The sequence below is a fragment of the Tepidibacter aestuarii genome, from assembly GCF_934924865.1.
Classification (GTDB): domain Bacteria; phylum Bacillota; class Clostridia; order Peptostreptococcales; family Peptostreptococcaceae; genus Tepidibacter_A; species Tepidibacter_A aestuarii.
In genome coordinates, this window is the sequence record NZ_OW235315.1 from 1,358,434 (window position 1) to 1,376,869 (window position 18,436).

Sequence of the window (18,436 nt, forward strand, 5' to 3'; positions counted from 1 at the left end):
GAGGAATTTATGAAAAGAATAATGGGACTTGATGTTGGGAACAAAACAATAGGAGTAGCAGTTAGTGATTTAATGGGACTTACAGCTCAAGGGATTACAACAGTAAGAAGAAAAGGAATAAAAACAGATTTGGAAGAACTTAATAAAATAATAAAAGAAAAAGAAGTTGGAGAAATAGTTGTAGGTCTTCCAAAAAATATGAACGGAACATTAGGACCTCAAAGTGAAAAAGTAGTTAAATTTACTGAAAAATTAAAGACTATAACTGACCTTGAAATAAAATTTTGGGACGAAAGACTTACAACTGTTGCAGCTGAAAAATCTTTAATTCAAGCGGATGTAAGTAGACAAAAAAGAAAAAAAGTAATAGATATGCTAGCTGCTGTACTTATTTTACAGGGATACCTAGATATGAAAAGAAATATATAATATTTATATATTAAATATTATAACTTTAGTATATAATAATAGTAAATATAAAATTAATGAGGTGACTTTAATGGAAGAAAATATAGTAACATTAGTAGATGAAGATGGATTAGAAATTCAATTTGAAGTTATAATGACTTTAGAAGCTCAAGAAAGAGAATATGCAATCCTTATGCCTTTAGAAGAAAATGACGATGAAGAAGCATACATATTCAGAATGGAAGAAGAAGTAGATGGAGAATATGCTATTGTTCCTATAGAAGATGATGAAGAGTATGAAAATGTAGTAGCTGTATATCATACTTTAATGGAAGAAGAAGGATTAGAATAATATAGTTTTTTAAATTCATACTAGAAATAGTATGAATTTTTTTTATCAAAATACAATATTGACATTCATTATCATATGAAATATAATGTATTTATGAAATGAGAACGATTTTAAATTAAGTATAGGAGGAATCGAAATGACTTTAGATAAAATAGATAGAGGACAAAAAATAGAAATATTACATATACCAAACGAAAAGATTAGAGTACAGGCTATAAGATTAGGTCTTTATGAAGGTGCTAATTTAGTTTGTTCTCAGAAGGTATTTGCTGGTCCTATAGTACTACAAAATAGATTTCAAGAAATAGCTATAGGAAGAAAATTAGCTCAAACGATAAAAGTAAAAGCAGTATAGGAGGAAATTAAATGTCTACATGTCATACTTATAATCCAAGCGTAGCAATAAAAGATGGGGATATAAAATTAGTCTTAGCAGGAAATCCAAATGTAGGTAAATCTGTGTTTTTCAATTACTTAACAGGTATTTATGTTGATGTATCGAATTTCCCAGGTACTACGGTAGATATAAGCTCTGGAAGATTTGAAAATTATGTTGTAATGGATACTCCGGGAGTTTACGGAATATCTTCGTTTAACGATGAGGAGAGAGTAGCAAGAGATGTAATATTATATGCAGATGTTATATTAAATGTTGTAGATGCTCTTCACCTAGAAAGAGATTTATTTTTAACTCAGCAATTAATAGATACAGGAAAGCCTGTAATAGTAGCTCTTAATATGATGGACGATATAAAGAGAAATGGAATAGAAATAGATATAGATAAATTGTCAAAAGAACTAGGGGTAAAAGTAATACCTACTAGTGCTATAAAGGGGCAAGGTCTTGAAGAAGTTAAAAACAGCTTAGATGAAGCTAGTGTAGGTAACAGAATAGATATAGTAAAAGATAAAACTAGTGAAATACAAGAAATTGCAGATTTTGACTCAGAAAGACTATTAATACTTGAACAAGATGAGAATTTGTTAAAGAGACATGATGTTAGTAATGTTCCTAAATTAAGAGAAGAAATATACAAGCAAAGAAGAACTAGGATAGATTTTATTATATCTAGCATAATAAAAGAAACTAATGAAGGAGCATCATTTAGAACCAAATTAGGGAGATGGATGGTTGAACCTTTAACAGGAATACCTATATTACTTATAACATTATATATGATATATCAAGCTGTTGGTGTGTTTGTTGCACAAACTGTTGTTGGTGTAACTGAAGAAGTTATAATGGGACAATATTATTACAATATAATAATGAATACTGTTGGAAAATTTGTATCTGATACTTCATTTATAGGTCACTTATTGATAGGAGAGTTTGGAGTTTTAACTATGGCTCCTATATACCTATTAGGGTTATTACTACCACTTGTTGTAGGTTTTTATTTCTTCTTATCATTACTAGAAGATACAGGATATCTTCCAAGAATAGCTACATTAGTTGATAGAATGTTAACTTTTATAGGACTTAATGGTAGAGCAATAATACCTATAATACTAGGGTTTGGTTGTGTAACAATGGCAACTGTAACTACGAGAATACTAGGATCAAAAAGAGAAAGATTCATTGCTACTATGCTTTTAGGTCTTGCAATACCATGTTCAGCACAATTAGGAGTTATAGCAGGCCTTATTGCTTCTATGGGAGCTAAATATACATTTATTTATATAATAACAATAGTACTTGTATTTGGTATTGTAGGAGTTTTATTAAATAAATTTATGCAGGGTGAATCTACTGACTTATTGATAGATTTACCACCCCTTAGAATGCCAAAGTTTTCAAATGTTATGAAAAAGACATATTTAAAATCTAAAATGTTTATAATAGAAGCCGGACCTCTATTTGTACTAGGGGCTGCTATAATAACTGTTCTTCAAGATACAGGAGCTTTAGATGCTATAATAGATTTATGTGCTCCTATAACACAAGGATTATTAAAACTTGACCCAAGGGTTGCTCAAACTTTTATAATGGGTATTATAAGAAGAGATTTTGGAGCAGCTGGGCTTACAGATTTAGCGTCTCAAGGAGTTTTAAATTCACCTCAGCTGCTAGTTTCTTTAGTAGTTATAACTTTATTCGTTCCTTGTATAGCTGCGATTATGGTTATATTTAAGGAAAGAAGTTGGAAAGAATCTGCTGCTATATGGATAGGAAGTTTTGTTATATCTTTCTTAGTGGGAGGGATATTAGCACAGTTTATAATATAATAATTAGAATAGACAAAAAATTCTTGAGCACAATAGCTCAAGAATTTTTCTATATAAGTGAACTTTAATACATTTAATTTGAATATAATATTTATAAGAGCGATTTATTAGCATAAAATGAATTTTTATATAGAAAGGTGGAGTTGTTATGGAGATTAAATGTCCGACATGTGGGTATACTATAAAAGATAATAAAAATTTAAAATGTCCAAGGTGTAACGCTAGCTTAGTGGAGTTTTTTAAGTGTAGTGGAGCTTGTAAAAAATGCAACTTAAAGAACGAATGTAAAAAGTAATATTTATTTGATTTTATTATCAATTGAAAAAATATCAATTGATAAAACTTGACATAAGCATGATATTTAGATAAAATATTAAATGAAAAGAATTATTATTTGAAAATGTAGGTGATTATATGGAAAGTTATATAGAAACAGTAAAGCTTAAGTTAAAAGAAGAAGGTTATAAATTAACTCCACAGAGAAGATCTATAGTTGACATAATGATAAAAAATGAAGGAAAACATTTAAACAGTGAAGAAATATATGATTTAGTTAAGATAGCGTGTCCGGAAATTGGACTTGCGACTGTGTATAGAACACTTCAGTTATTAGATGATATAGGAGCTGTATCAAAGCTTAACTTAGACGATGGTTGCTGTAGATATGAAATTAATTTAAATGACGAAACACATAATCATCACCATCTTATATGTAAAAAGTGCAATAAAATAATGGAAGTTGAAGAAGATTTGCTTGAGACATTAGAAGAGCAAATAGAAAAAAATTATGGATTTAAAATATTTGATCACGATGTGAAGTTTTTTGGTATGTGTAATAGCTGTAAATAAACCCCGTGGCATTTGCCATGGGGTTTTTAAAAATCAAAGTTTATATTTAAATGTAAATATGACTATCAAAAAGAATACAAATGTATATACTAATTCAAATATGTTACCAGATAAGCTACCTACTTTAAATGGTGCTAGAGAAATTTTTTTATTAGATATTGGATAAAATATAGGTATTCCCATTTTAGTGAATATATCACCTAATAATATGTGGGAAGCATAGCTAATTGAGCTAAATAGTGCAAGTTGTGGGCAGTTTATTAATATTTCTATTTCTTTCAATAAAAAATATAAAAGTATAATACCTATTAAACTATGAGTAAAGCCTCTATGCTTTAGCCATGGAGCTACTCCTATGAATATAGCTAATGAAATAAAAGCGAATGGGGCTTTTATATAATACAAAGATAAGCATAGTATAAATGATAAAGCGGAAAATAACGATTTCCGAAGCGTAGTATGCTTTAATTTATTTTCTATGAGTATTATCAATATAAAACTTAGTATAAAATTAAAAGTTAGATTTTTATTTATATATATTAATATAAAAAAAGTAATCATATTAATTAAGTAAAGCGTATATCTATAAATAGCCTTAGAAAATGAACTTTTTATCAATAAATTAGAAACTGTAGAATGAGATTCATCTATGTCTGGAAGTAAGGAACAAAATGACGAAATCATGAATGTTAATGGAGAAAGTGGTTTGTCGATTAATATCGAAGTTTCCACGACTGCTAATACTCCTATTGCAAAGTGACTTACGCCTCTCATGGGTAACCTCCTTGGTTTAGATAAGATTTAATTTGAGAATATCAGAATAAAATAAATTTGTCAAAAAATTATTCTATTAAATATATGTGGATGTATGATAAAATGTATAAGTACTATGGTAATAGTTGGACGTTTTTTATTATTACCTATTTAAAACAATGAACGGGTAAAACGGACAATTTAAATATAAAAGGAGATGAATTTATTGATGAGAAAATCGAACAAGCTAAAAATAATTCCTCTGGGGGGATTAAGTGAGATAGGAAAAAATATGACCGCTATTGAGTATAAGGATGAAATAATAGTTATAGATTGCGGTCTTAGCTTTCCTGAAGATGAGATGCTAGGTATAGATATAGTTATACCTGATATTAGTTACCTTTTAAAGAATAAAGACAGGGTAAAGGGGATATTTTTAACTCACGGACATGAGGACCATATAGGCGCGCTTCCTTATGTATTAAAAAAAATAAATGTACCTGTATATGGAACAAAGTTGACTATAGGACTTGTTGATGTGAAATTAAAGGAGCATAGACTTAACAATGTAAACCTTAATATAGTTAAGCCTAAAGATAAAATAAAGACTAATTTAATGGAAGTTGAATTTATAAAAGCAACTCATAGTATACCGGATGCGTGCTCAATAGCTATTCATACAGAATTAGGAGTTATATTCCATACGGGAGATTTTAAAATAGATTATACTCCTATTGACGGAGATGTAATGGACTTTCATAGAATAGCAGAGCTTGGCAAAAAAGGAGTTCTAGTTATGTTGGCGGACTCAACTAATGCTGAAAGATCGGGTTCTACAATGTCAGAAAGCACAGTTGGTTTATCTTTTGATGATATATTCAAAGGAGCTAAGAAGAGAATAATAGTTGCAACTTTTGCTTCTAATATACATAGAGTGCAGCAAATAATAAACTCTGCTTACAAATATAATAAAAAAGTAGCTGTATCTGGAAGATCTATGGTGAATGTAGTTAATGTAGCTAAGGAATTAGGATATTTAACTCTTCCAGAAGATATATTAATAGATCTTAATGAAATTAACAATTATGCTCACAATGAATTGGTTATAATAACTACAGGATCTCAAGGAGAGCCTATGTCAGCACTTTCTAGAATGGCAGCATCAGAACATAAAAAAATGGAAATTGAAAAAGGCGATTTAGTAGTAATATCTGCTCATGCTATACCTGGAAATGAAAAAACAGTTTCAAGAGTTATAAATCAGTTATTTGAAAAGGGAGCAGACGTTATATACGATGATTTAGCTGATATACATGTTTCTGGTCATGCTTGCAAAGAAGAATTAAAACTTATGCATAGATTGGTTAATCCTAAATACTTCATACCTGTTCATGGTGAATATAGACACTTAAAGCAGCATGCTGAACTTGCAAGATCATTAGGAATGCCAAGTGAAAATATATTTACAATCAATACAGGATCTGTTGTTGAATTTGGCAAAAGCCATGCAAGACTGGCTGGATATGTTCCTTCTGGAAATATACTTGTAGATGGGCTTGGTGTTGGAGATGTTGGAAATATAGTTTTAAGAGACAGAAAACACCTATCAGAAGATGGACTTATGGTGGTTGTTGTAACTATATCAAAAGAAAATGGAAAAGTTATAGCAGGCCCAGATATAATTTCAAGAGGTTTTGTATATGTTAGAGAGTCAGAGGATTTAATAGAAAAAGCAAAGATTGTAGTAAGAGAAGCTTTAATTCAATGTGAAAGTAAGCAAATAAGAGAGTGGGCATATTTAAAAAATACTATAAAAGATGAACTTAAGAATTATCTATATGAAAAAACTAAGAGAAATCCTATGATATTACCTATAATTATGGAAGTTTAATAAATGATTAAAAAAGGATGCAATTAATGTTAATCGCATCCTTTTTTTTATGCTTTTTTTACCAAATCTCAAATTGTATAATAAAGGCTTCAAAGTGTCAAAATATAACTAAAATGAGGTGAGGTGAAAAAATGAAAAAAAAGTTAAGTTTAATTTTAACTATGATACTGATTATATCTTCATTTACTTCATTTGCAAATGAAGATATGAATTTAAGTTCAAAATCTGCTATATTGATAGATGCAAATAGCGGAACAATTCTATTTGAAAAAAATTCCCATGAAAAATTACCTCCAGCTAGTGTGACAAAGATAATGAGTATGCTGCTTACGATGGAAGCTTTGAGTGAGGGAAGAATAAAATTAGATGATAAGGTGACTATAAGTGAAAAAGCATCCAGTATGGGAGGGAGTCAATTATATCTAGAGCCTGGAGAAGTCAAAACGGTTGATGAATTACTCAAAGGTATAGCTGTTGCTTCTGCTAATGATGGATGTGTAGCCATGGCAGAACACATCTATGGAAGTGAAGAAGCATTCGTAAAGAAAATGAATGAAAAAGCACAAGAATTAGGAATGAAGGATACACATTTTGTAAATACTAACGGATTACCTGTAGAAGATCATTACACAAGTGCTTATGACATCTCATTGATGTCAAAAGAGCTTATAAAGTATAAGGACATTCATAAATATTTGAAAATATGGATGGATGAAATTATAGTTGGTAAAAAACAAAAGAAAATAGGTCTTGTAAACACTAATAAGCTTGTAAGATTTTATAAAGGTGCTAACGGCATAAAAACTGGATTCACCAATGAAGCTAAATTTTGCCTATCAGCATCAGCAACTAGAGATGATTTAACATTAATAGCTGTTGTCTTAGGTGCACCTTCATCTAAAGAAAGATTTAATGAAGCATCATCATTGCTAAATTACGGATTTGCTAACTATGAAACTATAAAAATATACGATCAAGATCAAGTGGTAAAGAAAATAAAATTAGAAAAAGCAGACCCTGAGAATATAGAACTTACATGTGAAGAACCACTTTATTATTTAAATAAAAAGGGAGATAAAAAAGATTTTAAAGAAAAAATAGTTGTAGATGAAAATCTAAAATTCCCTATTAAGAAAGGTCAAAAAATAGGAGAAGTTCAAATATATAAAGACAAAAAAGTCGTTATGAAATCAAATTTAGTATCAAATAAAGATGTTAAAAAAGCTGGTTATTTAAAAATGTTAAATAAAGTATTAAACTCAATATTAAATTAAAAAATTCGCTTTATGTTAACGCATAGGTCATGTCGCCAACGAGTTTTACAACTCTGTCGCTTAAAAATAGATGCTACTTAAGTTCAATCATCAATATTATATATGAGTCAAAAATTATATAATTTACTTGTAAATAAAAAACAGTCTAAGTTTTTACTTAGACTGTTTTTTTATTTATCTATTAGGTGCTAATCTGTTGAATATATTTTGAAGCTCAGTGTTAAGATCTGTTATAGGTGTTCCTGCTTGTATATCTTGTCCTAATCGTTGTAAACGATTGTATACATCATTGTCTTGAGTTATAACTACTTTGTCTATATTTCTATCTGAATTTTTACAAATAGATTCTATTTGATTTTTTAATGACTTATTTAAGGTCGTTTTTGGATCTACAGCAACAACACAAGTATCTCCGTTTACAGCTACTGAAGTATCTTCAACTCCTTTTAGATTGTTACATTTATCTCTGATTGTGTTATTTAAGCCAGCATTTTTTATATTCATATTGTTTCGATAGGTATAATTTGGATTTCTAGTATCTCCTACATATTGATTAGCATTGTAGTTTGGAACCTTATTAGTTCCTACATACCCAGTAAACTGATTAGGGTTATAATTTGGAGAATTTGGATTTCCTACATAACCAGTATAAGGTATTCCTCTAAAGTTATTTGCAGTATTAGGATACGTTGTTTGATAATTAGGTGATACCATTCCTACATTTGGATTTACGTTTGGATTTCTTCTAGCTTGTTGATTAGTACAGCCTATCATAAACGTAGACAATCCTAGTACTGTTACGGCAGTATAAATTAATGGCTTTGAATTTTTTTTCATAAATACACCTCCTATAAATAGTTTCTCTTTTTGGAGGAATTTTATAATGTTAGATAATTAGCAAGATATGAAAAAAATTCAAAATTAATCAGAGAACGTAAAGATTCTAGTTATTCTTGTAGCTGGATTTATAACTACTGTTATTATAAGTGTAGCTGGTAATCTAGGAGATTTTGAGGTGAATTCTGTGTCAAAGTCTATATTGTTTTTTATAAGTAGGGAAATTAGCGCATTTACTTGTGCTAATTTGATTTTATCTGAATTTAGAAAACATTGGAATGCTTCGCTTTCTAGTAGACATGCTAATTCACTACAAAAACCCTTCATAAAAAATCTCCTTTCTACATTATATGTAAAATAAAAATTCGCAAATAAAAAACACTCTTCTTTTTATAATATGAACTATATATATTTTATGATACTTAGGTATAAAACTGAACTTAATTTAGATGGAGTTTTTAATTTTGCTGAATTCTTAGCTTTTGGATAAAGTGTATCTATATAATTAAATTTCTTTAAAAAAATATCTGGGTTTGTTATAATAAGTAGTACCGTAGAATAAGAATGGAGAATGAAAAATATGATTGATTTTTTAATAACTCTTCCTGGTATATTAATGGCCATATCTATACATGAATTTGGACATGGATATGTAGCATATATATTAGGAGATGACACAGCAAAAAAAAGTGGGAGGCTTTCTTTAAACCCTTTAAAGCATATAGATCCTATAGGATTTTTAATGCTAATTATTGCGCATTTTGGATGGGCAAAACCCGTTCCTATTAATTCTAATAAATTTAAGAATGAAAGGATTGGACTTTTTTTAGTTTCAATAGCAGGAGTTGTATGTAATATAATACTTGCTATAATATGTATATACGTATACAAGTATGAGCTTAGATATGTGAATATGTATGCACTAAATAGTATAATTTTAAGTGCTATAAGTATAAATATTGGATTTGCTGTATTTAATTTATTGCCTATACCTCCTTTAGATGGTTCAAAAATTATATTATCTATTCTTCCAAATAAATTACATTATTATTATTTTAAATACGAGCATATAGGAAGTATTATATTAGTAATGTTAATGCTTACCGATAATATAGGTATAGTGGCAAATCCTATATACAGTGTTATAAAAAAATTAATAAATATTATACTTTAAGGTGATTGAGATGGGATATAATGTAGCTTTAAATTTTTATGAAGGCCCGATGGATCTTTTATATGATCTAATAGTAAAAAATAAAATAGATATATACGATATATCTATTTTTGAAATAACCAAGCAGTATTTAGATTACTTAGATGAATTGGGGAAAATGGACCTTGAGATAACTAGCGACTTTATAATAATGGCGTGTAGGCTTCTTGAAATTAAATCTAAATACTTGCTTTATAAAAAAAATGAAGAAGAAGAAGATCCTAGAACAGAGCTTATGCATCAGCTTATAGAATATAAAAACTTTAAAAATGCATCGAATTATTTAAAAGATAGAATGTATTTAGGAGAAGGTGTATTTTATAGAAAAAAAGAAGAAATCTATATAGAAGAAAAAATGGATTTATCGAATTTAAATATAGATATGCTTATAAAGTTTTTGCCAAGTGTTGTTAAGGAAATAAGAAAAGAAAAGACGGAAAATAAATTAGATACAATATATAAAAAGCCTACTATTTCAATAGAAGAAAAAATTTATTATGTCAAAGAACAAGTGGATAAAAAAGGAAGCTTACTATTTAAGAATCTAATAAAAACTTCAGATAAGGAAGAAATTATAGTTACTTTTTTATCTGTTCTTGAACTTATAAAAACAAAAAATATAGTAGTAAAACAAGAAGACTACTTATCAGATATAATAGTAAAAAAGGTAGAGTGATTTTATGGATAACAAAAGAATAAAAAATATTATAGAATCTGTATTATTCTCATATTCAGATGCTATAACAGTAAAGGAAATAAGAGAGATAGTAAATGAAGATATGAGTTCACGTGATATAGAAAATATATTAATAGAATTACAAAAAGAATATGAAGATCAAAATAGGGGAATACAAATATATAAGGTTCAAAACAAGTATCAAATGGGAACAAACAAAGAGTATGAAGAATATGTACGAAAGTTATTTGAACCTAAAAGGAAAAAAAGTTTAACACAAGCTACTCTTGAAACATTGACAATAATAGCTTATAAACAACCTATAACCAAGGTTGAAATAGAAGAAATACGAGGGGTTAAGTGTGATAAGGCCATATCTACATTGGTTGAACACGATTTTATAAAAGAAGCTGGAAGACTTAATAAAATAGGAAAGCCTATAATATATAAAACCACTGAGGAATTTTTAAAGCTATTTGGGCTAGATAAAATAGAAGATTTACCACCTGTTCAAGAAGAAGAAACACAAGAATAAAATTTATTTCGTTATGTAAAAAAATCGCATTATGCTATAGCATGATGCGATTTTTTTAGAAAGATGGAGGAGTAGAAACCCATAGTATAGAAGCATTTTTGCTTGTATTATTTACAATATAATGTTCTTTATCGGGAGTAAAGTAGAAACTTTCTCCTTTTTTTATTCTAAACTTTTTGTTGCCTATATGAATTATTACAGAACCTTTTACTATATAACCGAATTCTTCTCCTTGATGAGGTCTGTCTACTACTGTTTTACCTCCGGGTTCTATATCTACTAAAATAGGCTCCATTTCATTTTTTTGAGAATTTGGAATAAGCCAGTGGATTGTATGTTTTAATTCTTCGTTAACAGATTCGTATATATCATTTTTTTCGTAAACGATCTTTTCTTCTACAGCTTCATTAAAAAATGCATTTAAATCAGTTCCTAAGGCTTCCAGGATATCCATTAAGGTTGCTATGGATGGAGAGGTTAAGTCTCTTTCAATTTTAGATATAAAGCCTTTTGTAAGGTCACATCTTTGAGCCAATTCCTCTTGGGTCAATTGGTTTAATATTCTCAATCTATTAATTTTTGCTCCGATTTTCAAAATAATCACTCCTATAAGTTAGGGAAAAATGTTTTATGAATGGATTATGAGTTCATGCCACTTTATAAGTATAATACATAATGAATAATATATCTATATTAGATAATAAGAAAAATATATTATTTACTAGAAGTAAACTTTTTGTTTACAAATATTAAATATACAGCAAAATAAAAAAAAGTCAATAGATTTGATAAAAAAAGTATGTATTTAACTTTTTAGGAAACAATATATATATGAAAATTATTGTTTATATATTCTTGCCTTTGATATTTTTAGGAATAATTATATTAAGTTCCAATGTGAAAATAAGCATACAATTAATTAAAAATGGACAAAATGATGAAATAGCATTTAAAATGAAATGTTTATTTGGAATTATAAAGTATGAAAAAAAATATTCTCTTCTAGGTTTGTATTTTAATCAAAAGGGAGTGAATTTAAAAACTGAACAAAATACTTCTAAGAAAGGAGAGTTAATTAATAGTTTTAAAGAAAGGATTAGTAATAAAGAAATATTAAAGGATTTTGAAAATCTAAAAGGATCAATTAAATATCTTTTTAAAAAAGCTGATGTCAGAAAAATGAATATAGATGCATATGTATCTAATGAAAATGTGTTTTTAAGTATATTTTTGTTTAATTTTGTAAATGCAATATATAAATACATATACGATAAAGTAGATACTAATGATTTGAAATTAAATATAAAACCTGGGTTTAATGAAAATACATTTAAAATATATATAATAACAAATTTTAATTTAAGAATAATAAATTTTATGAAGCTTTTAAAGCATTATAAAATTTTAAAAACATATAAAGGTGGTGCATAAATAATGTCAGAACAACAGCATCCAATAGAGAGTTTAATGAAAACTACTATGGAAAATATGAAAGAGATGATTGATGTAGACACTATAGTTGGAAATCCAGTTGAAACATCAAATGGGTCAGTTTTAATACCTATATCAAAGGTTTCTTTTGGATTTGCATCTGGAGGAGGAGAATACAACAAGGGACGTGTATCAAATGAAGATTCGAGTGATGCATATCCATTTGCAGGAGGTACTGGAGCAGGTATAACTGTTCAACCAGTAGCTTTTATGGTAGTAGAAAAAGAAGAGACAAAACTTATGTATGTGGATCAAAATGCAAATATGCTAGATAATATACTTAATAAAACACCTAAGCTTATGGAGAATATACAAAGCATGTTTTCTGGAAAAGGTAAAAGTAACAATCAATCTAAACAACAAGATGAAAATAAGCAGCAAAATAATGACTCACAAAATAATAATAATCAACAAAATTAAAGCTGAAGGCAAAAACTTGCCTTCAGCTTTTCCTATTTGTAACCAAAACAGGTAAATGTAAATAAATTATATTAATGAGTATAGTTTGAAATTAAGTAATATGAAGTTTAGAAAATGTTATTTATATTGTGTGAAAGGGGGATTGTTATGGATAACAAAGTATGTGTTGATGCAGGCAGTGAGTATTGCCCTTGTCACTTAGCTAAAAGTGGAGATTGCATAAGTTGTTCTTTGCTATCAGGAAAGGACTTGTGTGAGTGCAATTTAAAAGGAACATGTATATACCAAAAATTAAAAAAAAATAACGAAAAAATAAGTGAGCCTAGAGAAGGTATATCATGCAAGGTACTGAAAAAAAAAGAAATACAAACTAATATATATTTACTCAGTATAAGTATACCAAAATGCCTAGCATATGAATTGATACATCCAGGATCATATATACTTTTGAAAGATAAAAATAGAAAAGATGATATGTTTAATAGTCCTATTTCTGTAATGAATATAGACTTAAAAAGCTATACACTCGATATAGTTGTAGAAATCTTAGGACCTAAAACAAAAGATTTATTAAATAGTGATACAGTATTTATAAAAGGACCATATACTAATGGTATATTTGGAATTAAGTATTTTAAAAAATTAAAAAGTAAAAAAGTATTGATTTTAGCAAAGGGACTCTCAAGTGTTACATTGATAAATGCAGTTAATAATCTTTTAAAGAATAATAACGAAGTAAAAGTATTTTTTGATAACACGGGTAAGAAAATTGAAGAGGTAGAAAGAAAGCTAAAAGAATTAAATTTAGAGTTGAAGCATTTTGATTTTAAAAACAATGAAAATCTAATAAAAGAAGAATTAAAAAAAGGTGTAGATATGGTATTTAGTGCAGGATCTAATCGCTTTAATAAAAACAGTATGAATATAGTCGACAGTGTGGACGATAAAATAAGTTTAGCTATAACTAACAATAATTTAATTTGCTGCGGAGAGGGAGTATGTGGTGCTTGTATTATAAATATTAAAGGTGAAAAAATAAAAACTTGCAAGACTCAAATAGAGCCAAGAGTATATCTAAAGGAGGCTTTGAAATGAGAAAAGTTGTAGTCATAGGTGGAGGTTGGGCAGGATGTGCGGCTGCTATTAGTGCTAAAAAAGCAGGAGCAGATGTTACTTTAATAGAAAGAACTGACATGTTACTTGGACTTGGAAATGTCGGTGGGATTATGAGAAACAACGGAAGGTATACAGCTACAGAAGAAAATATTCTTCTAGGTGGTAGAGAATTATTCGAACTTACTGATGAATATTCGAGACATAAGGATATTAATTTTCCGGGACATAATCATGCCAGCTTGTACAATGTGACACTTATAGAAAGTGCAGTTAGAAATAAATTGATTGATATGGAAATAAAGATAATTTTTAAAACAAGAGTTGTAGATGCATATGTTGAAGATAAAACTATTAAATATATAAAACTCGACAATGATACTAATATTACGGCAGATTCATTTATAGAGACTACAGGATCAACAGGACCTATGGGAAATTGTTTGAAGTACGGTAATGGTTGTTCTATGTGTGTTTTAAGATGTCCTTCGTTTGGTGGAAGAGTTAGTATTACTAAAAAATGTGGTGTAGAAGATATAATAGGAAAGAGAAAAGACGGAACTTATGGTGCTTTTAGCGGATCTATAAAGCTTAATAAAGAATCTTTAAGCGATGAAATAAGGGAAGAACTAAATAAAAATGGGGTTTGTATAATACCACTTCCTAAAGAAGAAATTAATGAAGAAAAACTAGATATAAAGGTATGTCAGCAGTATGCATTAGATGCATTTGCTAAAAATATAGTACTACTTGATACAGGTCATGCAAAATTGATGGCTCCTTTTTATCCTCTAGAAAAGCTTAGAAGGATAAAAGGGTTTGAAAATGTAAAATTTGAAGATCCATATTCAGCTGGTATAGGTAACTCTATAAGATATTTATCTATTGCTCCAAGAGATAATAACCTAAAGGTTAACGGACTTAATAACTTATTTGTAGCTGGAGAGAAATGTGGCCTTTATGTAGGTCATACGGAAGCTATATGTACCGGCTATTTAGCAGGTCATAATAGTGTTAGAAACATGATAGGTATTCCACTTTTGCAGCTTCCTATAAATACAGTTATTGGAGATATAGTGTCTTATGCAAATGAAATGATGAATAAAGAAGGTGGAGATAAACTTAGATTTACATTTGCAGGATCTATATTTTTTGAAAGAATGAAGGAAAGAAATCTATATACAACGAACCCGGATATATTGTATGAAAGAATTAGCAAGGTAGGGCTTTTGAATATATATGATGAAAGATTAATTTAAAAATATTGAAGCTGTGGCATTGGTTAGGTGCCATGGCTTTTTTATTTAAAAATTTATAAGCTATTAGAATTTAGGTCTATTTATATTACCTATAGAAAAGTTTTCGTTACACATTTGTGTCTGGTTTTCAATAGAGTCATCTTTACCAATAAAAACAGATTTACCAGAATAAAGTACAGCTTTTATAATAGTCCCTTTTCTAATTTGTTATATGTAAATTATAGCATAAGCAAACTATATGTTTACTAAAAGTATATTTGTACATTATGATATAAAGCAATATATATAATTTTCAAAAACATACATATAAATTAATTTTATACAAGTGTTATAGAATTAGTTTGGTAATAAAATTTTATAAGTAGAAAAGCGATCAAAATTTTGATCGCTTTTAATATATTTTAATAATAGTTATCATATATATTCAATTATACTATTAATCTCTGATTATTATTTTTACTATTTTATCAAAAAAACCTTTTAAATTCAACTGTCCATATCCCCATTCCTTATCTGGGTATTTTCGTATATCTATTCTTTCAGCTCCCATTATAAAAAAGTTCTTTATAGTTTGAGTATTCATATACATATCATTTTTTTTTCCCCATTCAAGCAATAACGCTGAAACACCTGCAGTAATTGCAGCGGAAACACTGGTTCCTGTCATTTTTTTAAAACCATTATTAGGTGATGGTCCACTAACATTAAAACCAGGTGCTACGATTTCTGGTTTGATATTTTCATTTCTAGTATTTCCTCTCCCAGAAGATTTAACTAAACTTTTATCTTTTAATTTATATGCTCCAACAGTTAGAACCCCTTTAGCAGTTGATGGTTCTGTAATAGTTGAATTAGGCTCAGGCTCTGAAAAATGTACACTGTCAACCCAACCACTTCTAGTAATGAAACTATGAACTTTTCTATTAACAATTAAATCACCATATAAAATAATGTTCCATATCCCATCAGTTGGATTTTTGAATCGGATTGAATATAGTTGATTACCAGATAACATTTCGAACATTTCATATTTTATATATATTTCAGTTTCTTCAAGTATCAATGTATGTTTTTCTTCTTGTTTATATTTTATATTAAATGGTATTTGAGAAATAAATTCACCAGTTGGTGACTGAATTGATATTGGCATAAGATCTGGGAAAGAATTCCAAATATTCATTGTAAATCCTTTTACGCCTTTACCCACATTTATTTCAATTACTTTTTCTTGTTCATCTTCTTGTTCATCTTTAGAAAATTCTCCGGAGTAGTGCCTTTGTGTTAGTGCTTCATTTCCCGCTGCTACAACTACTACATTTCCTTCTTTAGCACCGACCTGAGATAAATATACTTCAGATGTACTACTTCCATCATGACCTCCCTGATTACTACCTATTCCAATACAAATAACTAATTGTTTACCTATATGTTTTTGAGCTTGCTTAGTTAAGTATTTTACAGCCATCATCAAATCGGTACTTTGATAAGCAGTTACTGAACTATCATCAATTAAATAAAAATCCTTTAAATATTTTTTTGATTCTTTTAATTTTACTACGATAAGTTCTGAATCTGGAGCAATACCTATAAAATTTACATCTTTTTCAATTATTTTTTTTCCTGCAGCAACACCTGCTAAAAATGTTCCATGTCCAGATTTATCTTTAGTTGGAACAATTGAAAATGGATTTTCAGATTTTAAGGCTTGATTAATTTCCTCTCTTGTAAACTCTGTTCCATATTCAAATTCATCAGGAGGGTTTCCCTGAATTGTCTGATCCCAAATAGAAATAATTTTGGAAGTATCATCTTCATAGATAAAGGCAGGATGCGTATAATCGATTCCAGAATCAATAATTCCAATGATAACATCCTTTCCTCCAAACATATCATGATATTTTTTAATGCCATTATATTCTGAAAAATGCTTTTTGTAATCTATAAGATCTTCTTCTTCATATGTAACACCATATGGACCATATAAATTAGGAACAAGAGAGTATTTTAAATTCCCTAGCAATTGTATTCTATTTTCTTCTGATTCTTCTTTAATATGCAATATTGCAATATCATTATTTACGATTTGATAAGATTGTGCAGTGTGATATGCTACATAATGATCCAACTTATTTAAATCACCGCCATAGTGTACTATTATATCAACATATTGATCTGATATAATTGGGTCATCTATTCCCATAATAAACTCCTTCCCTTAAATAATTAATATAGAACACTCTTTTTTATAATAGTAATCTCTAAATGTTTGTACACTCGTTGATGCAATTATCTGAAGCAATCTTAACCCACCTGTTTATATTTTGATTATATTGCTCAATACATACATTTACACATAATCGACTACCACTTTTATTTGGTGTCAATTTTGCTCTAAATCTACCTTCTATTGATTGTAAACTAAATGTTTGCTGAGATACTGTTGTTTGCGTAGGATTGATATTAAATTGTGTAACTACATTATTACTATATTTCACAAATATGGTACAGCTATTAGAATTACAATTTCCAAATTGTACAGAAAATAAATTTATATTAGGAAACTGTACTCCTAAAACGTGGTTGGAATTATTATAAGGCTTAGCTCCTACTGCATGATTAAAGTAAAATTCATTACCTGGATTATTAATAAATACAGGATAGAATATAGGTACATATAAATAAGGAATTTTTCTTAATTGATATAATGATATAAAAAAATATGGATAGGTCAATAAATTATAATGCATACAATATCCTCCTTAACTATTTTTTAGACACTACTAAATAGATTATTCAAACGTTTTAGTTTCTGTTACTATATAGAAGTAACAAAACACTATCATAAATCTAAAAAAACAAAATTCATAATATAATTTTAAAAATTTAAAATAGAATTAAATAAATATCTATAGATATGAAAATAGAATAAAATATTATAATGACCTTGATAAAGCACATACAATAAATCAAAATGATGATTTTATAGACTTAGCAGTTGAACAAGTAAATAGAACTTTATATTTGTATTTAAGACTCATATAAAAAATAAAAAAGTATGAATAAAAAATATTAAAACAGCTCATAATATAATTAAGATGCTAATACATTAGATAAAATCATAAATTACAAAAGATAA

The 18,436-nt window shown here is 28.3% G+C and carries 21 protein-coding genes; 15 read left to right on the top strand and 6 right to left on the bottom strand.

Annotated elements, in window-relative coordinates; translation table 11 throughout:
• The first annotated feature begins 9 nt into the window (after positions 1–9).
• The 6 genes from ruvX (at position 10) to M2214_RS06570 (ending at position 3,838) form a co-directional block, all read left to right on the top strand.
• Positions 10–429 (top strand): Holliday junction resolvase RuvX, encoded by a 420-nt coding sequence (gene ruvX, locus M2214_RS06545; RefSeq protein WP_248483979.1) that lies wholly within the window; start codon positions 10–12, stop codon positions 427–429.
• A 70-nt stretch (positions 430–499) separates the two neighbouring features.
• Positions 500–760, top strand: coding sequence for a DUF1292 domain-containing protein (locus M2214_RS06550; protein WP_248483981.1), 261 nt, complete (start codon positions 500–502; stop codon positions 758–760).
• A gap of 136 nt (positions 761–896) precedes the next feature.
• A complete protein-coding gene (locus tag M2214_RS06555) occupies positions 897–1,115 on the top strand; it encodes a FeoA family protein (protein WP_248483983.1) in 219 nt (72 codons plus the stop codon).
• An 11-nt stretch (positions 1,116–1,126) separates the two neighbouring features.
• Complete coding sequence (gene feoB, locus M2214_RS06560) at positions 1,127–2,989, top strand: ferrous iron transport protein B (protein WP_248483985.1); 1,863 nt, start codon at positions 1,127–1,129, stop codon at positions 2,987–2,989.
• A gap of 148 nt (positions 2,990–3,137) precedes the next feature.
• A complete protein-coding gene (locus M2214_RS06565) occupies positions 3,138–3,284 on the top strand; it encodes a hypothetical protein (RefSeq protein ID WP_248483987.1) in 147 nt (48 codons plus the stop codon).
• 119 nt (positions 3,285–3,403) lie between these two features.
• Positions 3,404–3,838: a Fur family transcriptional regulator gene (locus M2214_RS06570; protein WP_248483989.1), complete on the top strand. Its 435-nt coding sequence runs from the start codon at positions 3,404–3,406 to the stop codon at positions 3,836–3,838.
• Between the two features lie 33 nt (positions 3,839–3,871).
• Here M2214_RS06570 and M2214_RS06575 read toward each other — a convergent pair whose 3' ends face one another.
• Positions 3,872–4,612, bottom strand: coding sequence for a metal-dependent hydrolase (locus M2214_RS06575; RefSeq protein ID WP_248483991.1), 741 nt, complete (start codon positions 4,610–4,612; stop codon positions 3,872–3,874).
• A gap of 208 nt (positions 4,613–4,820) precedes the next feature.
• Here M2214_RS06575 and M2214_RS06580 point away from each other — a divergent pair, with 208 nt between their 5' ends.
• Together M2214_RS06580 and M2214_RS06585 are read left to right on the top strand one after the other, a co-directional pair.
• On the top strand, positions 4,821–6,482 hold the full coding sequence (locus M2214_RS06580) for a ribonuclease J (RefSeq protein WP_305879809.1): 1,662 nt from the start codon (positions 4,821–4,823) through the stop codon (positions 6,480–6,482).
• A gap of 131 nt (positions 6,483–6,613) precedes the next feature.
• A complete protein-coding gene (locus tag M2214_RS06585; protein ID WP_248483994.1) occupies positions 6,614–7,756 on the top strand; it encodes a D-alanyl-D-alanine carboxypeptidase family protein in 1,143 nt (380 codons plus the stop codon).
• 174 nt (positions 7,757–7,930) lie between these two features.
• Here the strand turns inward: M2214_RS06585 and M2214_RS06590 are convergent, their stop codons facing one another.
• Entirely contained in the window at positions 7,931–8,593 is a 663-nt protein-coding gene (locus tag M2214_RS06590) for a YhcN/YlaJ family sporulation lipoprotein (RefSeq protein WP_248483996.1), read from the bottom strand.
• Positions 8,594–8,677: 84 nt separating this feature from the next.
• Positions 8,678–8,920, bottom strand: coding sequence for a hypothetical protein (locus M2214_RS06595; protein WP_248483998.1), 243 nt, complete (start codon positions 8,918–8,920; stop codon positions 8,678–8,680).
• Positions 8,921–9,173: 253 nt separating this feature from the next.
• Between M2214_RS06595 and M2214_RS06600 the strand changes: the two genes are divergently transcribed.
• From M2214_RS06600 to scpB, 3 genes are read left to right on the top strand one after another with little or no spacing between them, the layout of a single operon-like run.
• Positions 9,174–9,767 (top strand): site-2 protease family protein, encoded by a 594-nt coding sequence (locus M2214_RS06600; protein ID WP_248484000.1) that lies wholly within the window; start codon positions 9,174–9,176, stop codon positions 9,765–9,767.
• Between the two features lie 10 nt (positions 9,768–9,777).
• Positions 9,778–10,482 (top strand): segregation and condensation protein A, encoded by a 705-nt coding sequence (locus tag M2214_RS06605; RefSeq protein ID WP_248484002.1) that lies wholly within the window; start codon positions 9,778–9,780, stop codon positions 10,480–10,482.
• A 4-nt stretch (positions 10,483–10,486) separates the two neighbouring features.
• Entirely contained in the window at positions 10,487–11,017 is a 531-nt protein-coding gene (gene scpB / locus M2214_RS06610) for an SMC-Scp complex subunit ScpB (protein WP_248484004.1), read from the top strand.
• Between the two features lie 55 nt (positions 11,018–11,072).
• Here the strand turns inward: scpB and M2214_RS06615 are convergent, their stop codons facing one another.
• Entirely contained in the window at positions 11,073–11,612 is a 540-nt protein-coding gene (locus M2214_RS06615) for a helix-turn-helix domain-containing protein (RefSeq protein WP_248484006.1), read from the bottom strand.
• Positions 11,613–11,848: 236 nt separating this feature from the next.
• Between M2214_RS06615 and M2214_RS06620 the strand changes: the two genes are divergently transcribed.
• The 4 genes from M2214_RS06620 (at position 11,849) to M2214_RS06635 (ending at position 15,300) form a co-directional block, all read left to right on the top strand.
• Positions 11,849–12,448 carry a hypothetical protein gene (locus tag M2214_RS06620; protein WP_248484008.1) on the top strand — a complete coding sequence of 200 codons (600 nt, stop codon included), beginning with the start codon at positions 11,849–11,851 and terminating at the stop codon, positions 12,446–12,448.
• Between the two features lie 3 nt (positions 12,449–12,451).
• Positions 12,452–12,928, top strand: a complete 477-nt coding sequence (gene ytfJ, locus M2214_RS06625; RefSeq protein WP_248484010.1) for a GerW family sporulation protein — start codon at positions 12,452–12,454, stop codon at positions 12,926–12,928.
• Between the two features lie 147 nt (positions 12,929–13,075).
• Positions 13,076–14,023, top strand: a complete 948-nt coding sequence (locus M2214_RS06630; protein ID WP_248484012.1) for a hypothetical protein — start codon at positions 13,076–13,078, stop codon at positions 14,021–14,023.
• The gene (locus tag M2214_RS06635; protein ID WP_248484014.1) at positions 14,020–15,300 is read left to right on the top strand and encodes an FAD-dependent oxidoreductase; all 1,281 of its coding nucleotides are present in this window, start codon (positions 14,020–14,022) and stop codon (positions 15,298–15,300) included. Before M2214_RS06630 ends, M2214_RS06635 begins: the two co-directional genes overlap by 4 nt.
• Positions 15,301–15,736: 436 nt before the next feature.
• Here M2214_RS06635 and M2214_RS06640 read toward each other — a convergent pair whose 3' ends face one another.
• Together M2214_RS06640 and M2214_RS06645 are read right to left on the bottom strand one after the other, a co-directional pair.
• A complete protein-coding gene (locus M2214_RS06640) occupies positions 15,737–17,500 on the bottom strand; it encodes a S8 family peptidase (RefSeq protein WP_248484016.1) in 1,764 nt (587 codons plus the stop codon).
• 58 nt (positions 17,501–17,558) lie between these two features.
• The gene (locus tag M2214_RS06645) at positions 17,559–18,047 is read right to left on the bottom strand and encodes a hypothetical protein (RefSeq protein ID WP_248484018.1); all 489 of its coding nucleotides are present in this window, start codon (positions 18,045–18,047) and stop codon (positions 17,559–17,561) included.
• Between the last annotated feature and the right edge of the window lie 389 nt (positions 18,048–18,436).

What these genes read in the sequence shown, in the direction of transcription:
- M2214_RS06590 (WP_248483996.1), bottom strand. Translation starts at nt 8,593, where the DNA reads ATGAAAAAAAATTCAAAGCCATTAATTTATACTGCCGTAACAGTACTA.
- feoB (WP_248483985.1), top strand. Translation starts at nt 1,127, where the DNA reads ATGTCTACATGTCATACTTATAATCCAAGCGTAGCAATAAAAGATGGG.
- M2214_RS06635 (WP_248484014.1), top strand. Translation starts at nt 14,020, where the DNA reads ATGAGAAAAGTTGTAGTCATAGGTGGAGGTTGGGCAGGATGTGCGGCT.
- ytfJ (WP_248484010.1), top strand. Translation starts at nt 12,452, where the DNA reads ATGTCAGAACAACAGCATCCAATAGAGAGTTTAATGAAAACTACTATG.
- M2214_RS06620 (WP_248484008.1), top strand. Translation starts at nt 11,849, where the DNA reads ATGAAAATTATTGTTTATATATTCTTGCCTTTGATATTTTTAGGAATA.
- scpB (WP_248484004.1), top strand. Translation starts at nt 10,487, where the DNA reads ATGGATAACAAAAGAATAAAAAATATTATAGAATCTGTATTATTCTCA.
- M2214_RS06570 (WP_248483989.1), top strand. Translation starts at nt 3,404, where the DNA reads ATGGAAAGTTATATAGAAACAGTAAAGCTTAAGTTAAAAGAAGAAGGT.
- M2214_RS06575 (WP_248483991.1), bottom strand. Translation starts at nt 4,612, where the DNA reads ATGAGAGGCGTAAGTCACTTTGCAATAGGAGTATTAGCAGTCGTGGAA.
- M2214_RS06605 (WP_248484002.1), top strand. Translation starts at nt 9,778, where the DNA reads ATGGGATATAATGTAGCTTTAAATTTTTATGAAGGCCCGATGGATCTT.
- M2214_RS06555 (WP_248483983.1), top strand. Translation starts at nt 897, where the DNA reads ATGACTTTAGATAAAATAGATAGAGGACAAAAAATAGAAATATTACAT.
- M2214_RS06585 (WP_248483994.1), top strand. Translation starts at nt 6,614, where the DNA reads ATGAAAAAAAAGTTAAGTTTAATTTTAACTATGATACTGATTATATCT.
- M2214_RS06630 (WP_248484012.1), top strand. Translation starts at nt 13,076, where the DNA reads ATGGATAACAAAGTATGTGTTGATGCAGGCAGTGAGTATTGCCCTTGT.
- M2214_RS06595 (WP_248483998.1), bottom strand. Translation starts at nt 8,920, where the DNA reads ATGAAGGGTTTTTGTAGTGAATTAGCATGTCTACTAGAAAGCGAAGCA.
- ruvX (WP_248483979.1), top strand. Translation starts at nt 10, where the DNA reads ATGAAAAGAATAATGGGACTTGATGTTGGGAACAAAACAATAGGAGTA.
- M2214_RS06565 (WP_248483987.1), top strand. Translation starts at nt 3,138, where the DNA reads ATGGAGATTAAATGTCCGACATGTGGGTATACTATAAAAGATAATAAA.
- M2214_RS06645 (WP_248484018.1), bottom strand. Translation starts at nt 18,047, where the DNA reads ATGCATTATAATTTATTGACCTATCCATATTTTTTTATATCATTATAT.
- M2214_RS06600 (WP_248484000.1), top strand. Translation starts at nt 9,174, where the DNA reads ATGATTGATTTTTTAATAACTCTTCCTGGTATATTAATGGCCATATCT.
- M2214_RS06580 (WP_305879809.1), top strand. Translation starts at nt 4,821, where the DNA reads ATGAGAAAATCGAACAAGCTAAAAATAATTCCTCTGGGGGGATTAAGT.
- M2214_RS06550 (WP_248483981.1), top strand. Translation starts at nt 500, where the DNA reads ATGGAAGAAAATATAGTAACATTAGTAGATGAAGATGGATTAGAAATT.
- M2214_RS06640 (WP_248484016.1), bottom strand. Translation starts at nt 17,500, where the DNA reads ATGGGAATAGATGACCCAATTATATCAGATCAATATGTTGATATAATA.